Origin of the sequence: Gracilimonas tropica DSM 19535, assembly GCF_000375425.1 — a bacterium.
Lineage (GTDB): Bacteria > Bacteroidota > Rhodothermia > Balneolales > Balneolaceae > Gracilimonas > Gracilimonas tropica.
In genome coordinates this window covers 1-4,715 of sequence record NZ_AQXG01000031.1, presented here as the reverse complement: position 1 = coordinate 4,715, position 4,715 = coordinate 1, and the positions used below count along the sequence as shown (strand labels likewise).

Here is a 4,715-nt window from a genome sequence, read left to right as displayed (position 1 = left end):
TGTAGCCACGCGGTTTCAACCCGTGGCTATAGTGACGACAAAGTTTAGAGTCTCAAAGAGACGGCCCGCTTTCTTCCTCGTTGACCATAAATTGCCGCTGCAAGCAACACCCCTCGAAATTCGGGATGCCAGCGCAAGGGGAGGCTATTCTCACGCCTGTCTTTTCCTAATCCTCAGGTAAGTCGTCCATGTTCTTACGATCACGTAGTTTCTTCAAAGCATAACTTCCACCTGCGGCAGCCAGCAAACCAAGTCCGCCGTCAATGGGAGCTTGAGATGGAGCGGCCGGAATAGGTGGCTGAGCAAAAGCTACTGCATTAAAAATTAGAAAGATACAAAGGGTCAGTATTATGAGTAAGAATGTTTTCATGGGTCGGGAATGGGAATTCAAATTTGGGTGTAGCTCTCAGCTGATGGCTATTAGCTATTTAATCAATGTTAGTTTTTTAGTGATCACCGTATTTCCTGTTTTCAGTCGGTACAGGTACAACCCGGAAGACAGGTCACTCGCATTAAACTGCACGGTATATCTGCCGGCCTGTTTATTTTTACGATGAATCAGTGTGGCTACTTTTCGCCCAAGGACATTAAAAACCTCAAGCGTAACCTCTGCAGTTTCGGGAACACCGTATTCAATTGACGTGATCGGGTTAAACGGATTGGGATAGTTTTGCTGCAACTCCACCGTTGTTGGAAGATCAGCCGACCGTTCATTCGCAACAGTCTGGGCGGAAGTGATGTTGATCGTAAACCGGGAAGTGGCTCCTTTAGCTTTCATCACTTTCGGAGACAGTACTTCATGCCGTGGAAGCGCAAGGTCTTGCTTCTTTACGGACTTCCCGGCTGCCAGCTGAAAGCTGATCGTTGACTGCTCATTAAGATCAACCTCCTGTCCGGTCTCGTTATCCCTCAAAACAAACTCCCAGTTTTCCGGCAGGGCTTCGGATTCCCAGCTCAGTTCCAGCTCCCCTGAGGATGTCGAACCGCCCTTGCTGAGGCCCATTGGAATAGAAATGGACTCTTCTAATTCAGAAGGCAGCGCGTTGATATCAAGAGCCGAGCCATCTTTCAGCTCGGTAAACAGCGACAGGTATTCTCTATTGAAGGAGGCCAGTTTGTAGGCATCAAGTCGATCTTTTTCAATCATAGATTCTTCCGAAAACATTACAACCGCATCATTGGACATTCGTCCGTCGCTGATCGTAAATCGCAGTTGGGGGGTGGCTTTTTCTTTTCTAAATAGCCCGCCAAAACTGCGGATATCTTCCCGGAAAGTGATGGCCGGATTAGCTGCATTGGCTTTCACCCAAAACCCTTGCCATGGAGCAATCAGGCCATCATTCGTAGTCCCCGTGGTTCCATTCCAGGACTGATAGGTTTTCTGAGCACTGTTCCAAATATAAATGGATGCATCCAGGTTGGTGGTACTCCAGCCGTCTGCGGCATCCCAGTCAATAGTCTGATCGTAAGGATTTCCTACCAGGTTCCAGCCATCATCAGCGGGGGTGCCAGAATCCGTATAGGTAATTGCCGGACGAACCGGCCCAAATATTCTTGGCTTTTCGGATGTGATAAACCTGCTGCCTGTTTCCACAGTACCATCATAATCACGATCTCCGTATTCAAAAAAGATGAACCCTTTTCCGGATTCCGTTTCATCATCCATACTCGATATTGCAGAAAACTGACCGGTTGCCTCATCATAATACAATACCGAAGGACTCCCGTTATTTGGAGCATCTGAACCCGGAATGCCCTGCGTCCAGAAATCCTCAAGGATCTCCCCGTAGGTGGAGCCGGTGGTTGGATTTGAGACCATTTTCCACCTCTCCCTGTTTTTCAGGAACGTGCCGGTGGGATATCGGTCTTCACTCCAAACAGGGTTTCCCATTGTTGTACCCAAATTTGTACCGGAAACCTCATCATACAGGGTACTGCCACTATTTTCATTCAACCGAAATAGGGCTACAACGTCTTCATCGGAAGGATCCATGGGCTGGAAAACCGTTGTCTTTATCGTATCTGCAACCACAAGGTCCTCTTTTAAAAACCGGACGTTATCGATGCTTCCTTTAAGATGATCCGTGGTCGAAGATCCATCAAATTCCTGACCAATACTGATCAGGTCTCCCGTACTAAAACTATACCCGGTACTGTATGTACGTTTATAATCACCATCTACAAACAACTGGATCAGAGATTGGTCCGATGAATTTACAAATTGATTTAAATGGATATGATGCCATTCATTATCCCCGATCTGATATTCAATAGGGGTCTGAAAAGCATCATTTAAATACATTTGAGGTTTCCCATCACCGCTCATCATCACAATAATATCATTGGCCTTATCAGATCCCCGAATATCTAAAAGAGCGATGGCGCCGGTATCTTCCTGATCATTGATGTCCGCCTTCATCCAGAATTCAACAGAAAAAGGCACTAAGCCTGAGTAGGAGTTCGCCACATCATCGAAAACCAGGTAATCATCGATTCCATCCAGCGTGATGGCCCCACCGCCATTTACCGGGGTAAGCACTTCATACGCTCCCAAATTGATCCCTGAACCTTCGATTCTTGGTGAACCGATTAGGTCGGAAGATGGCAGTCCCAGTCCCGTGGTATCGGCTGTTCCTGCATCAATAGCCGGGGAATTACTTAATAGGATAAGCCCATCATCTGCAGTTCCAAAAACATTATCTATTCCATCGGCATCATTAATATCGCTGAATTGCGGATTTGCAGTCAATAAAGTAGAGCCATCCCCACAATCGGCACCGGGTGGACAGCCTCCTTCAAACAAAGAATATTCGATAATGGGCCCGGCATCATCTCCGTCCACAGCAATTTGATCTCCGGTTCCAGTATCATTTCCATCAGAATCAGCCAGGTTGCCAAAAAATATGCTGTTGGTAATTTCAGGAGTTGCTGTTCCATTGGTATATCCATAATTGTACATCGCCCCACCTGAGGTATTCGCATTGTTGCCGGCAAAAGTGGAATTGATGATCTTGGGATTCGCTATTCCGCCGCGACCATAGTTGTATATAGCACCGCCGTTACTCAATGACTTATTAGCGGTAAATACCACACCGGTCATGGTTGGGCTTGCTTCTCCCAAACGGCCGTAGTTGAACATCCCTCCTCCAAAAGTTGCTGAGTTTCCCGTAACGAACAATCGGTTTAAGGTTGGATTACAGGTTGATTCTTCCCCATTGCAATAAATACCTGCTCCGCGGTTTTCGTAGTAATTCGTATTCGTGCCATTAGCATTTCCTCCCTGAATGGTAAGATCAGACAACACCGTAGCATTGGTGATGGACTCTGCATTGGAAGCATTAGAGGCTGTCTTGTATGCTAGATATTTATAATTTCCGGTACTTCCTGAAGAAACCGTCACCGTTCCGGAAAGATCACCCGTAGCGCCATCATCATCCGTGACGGTAAGGGTGACGGTGTAAGATCCTCCGGAGCTATAGGTATGACTCGGATTTGCGGATGAACTGCTGCTTCCATCCCCAAAATCCCAGGAATAAGAAACGATGGAACCATCGGTATCCGTGGCTTCTTGGGTAAAATCAACAGACAGGTTGGTCCATACATATGAAAAATTGACTACGGGTGGATTATTGGAAATCATCCTCTTTAACCTCACCACATTATAACTATTACCGGCTAAGTCCCCATCCTGATCAATATCTCCCGAAAGAATGGTTTCATTAGCGGAGAGGTCTCTTTCACTTAATAAAGATTCTGACCCCGAAAAACCCCCATGGATCATAAGCCCGTCTTTTTCTCCGGTAATGGTGAAAGCGGACAAGCGATCGTCATTGGTTACATTGGCTCCCTCATCCGGGTAATAGATTCCATCGGCGATCCAGATTTGGTCGGAACCGGTAGCGGCATCGATGGCATCCTGAAGAGAGGTGTAGGCGTTTGTCCACGAGGAGCCGTCGTTGGCGCCGGTAGCATCAGCATCCACATAGATCTGAGCAAGGCCTGAGGTGCTCGAAAAAGTGAGGATCGCAATGGTAAAGAGAAGAAAGAAAAACTTGGTTGGTAACAGATTCTGCATAGATAAAAATTCATTTTAGATGCGGCAACAGCATCACTTCCGGTTTCAGTAAGGACCTAAGTCCATGTATGAAACCCAAAGAAAATGAATCTCTTTGATCAGGTAGAAGTAAAAATACGAACGGATCTCAATATTTAGAATGGAAAACAAAGCCAGGCAAGATCTTAAAAACACAAATGTAGAACGCTTCGAGCGTCCTTAGGTCCTCGCAGCGTTCGGCTTGCCATAATTACCCTGACGAATTACATAAAAAAGACAACCCAATTAGAATTCAACACCGCACAAGTAAGACACTCGCGCATAAATGCAGCTTAAGAAAAACCGACGATCGATCATCGAACCTAATAATTCGCTCCAACGCAGAGCGTAGGAGCGAGTGCGTTGAAAAAGTTGTCATCCCGAGTCGCCAAAATGTTGCCAGGAGTTGGATTTTCTTACGCGAGGGATCTCAACGCCTAAAACCACTCGCCGGTGCAGATCTTGAGATCCATCGCGTTCACCATACAGATACCTAATATAACCCGGCGGGCGCTCTGGAAGACAACCTTAGAGGCTTTAGCTGTTCTCGTAATTTTATACACCTTTAATACCGGATTGATGCACTACGCGGAATCTGTTTGATATTACCCAAACTGTTGTC

2 protein-coding genes are annotated in these 4,715 nt (G+C 46.4%); both read right to left on the bottom strand.

Annotated elements, in window-relative coordinates:
• Window positions 1–166: 166 nt before the first annotated feature.
• Entirely contained in the window at window positions 167–370 is a 204-nt protein-coding gene (locus B151_RS0117280) for a PID-CTERM protein-sorting domain-containing protein (protein WP_020404893.1), read from the bottom strand.
• Window positions 371–424: 54 nt separating this feature from the next.
• Window positions 425–4,075, bottom strand: a complete 3,651-nt coding sequence (locus tag B151_RS20420; protein WP_020404892.1) for a PKD domain-containing protein — start codon at window positions 4,073–4,075, stop codon at window positions 425–427.
• Window positions 4,076–4,715: the final 640 nt, after the last annotated feature.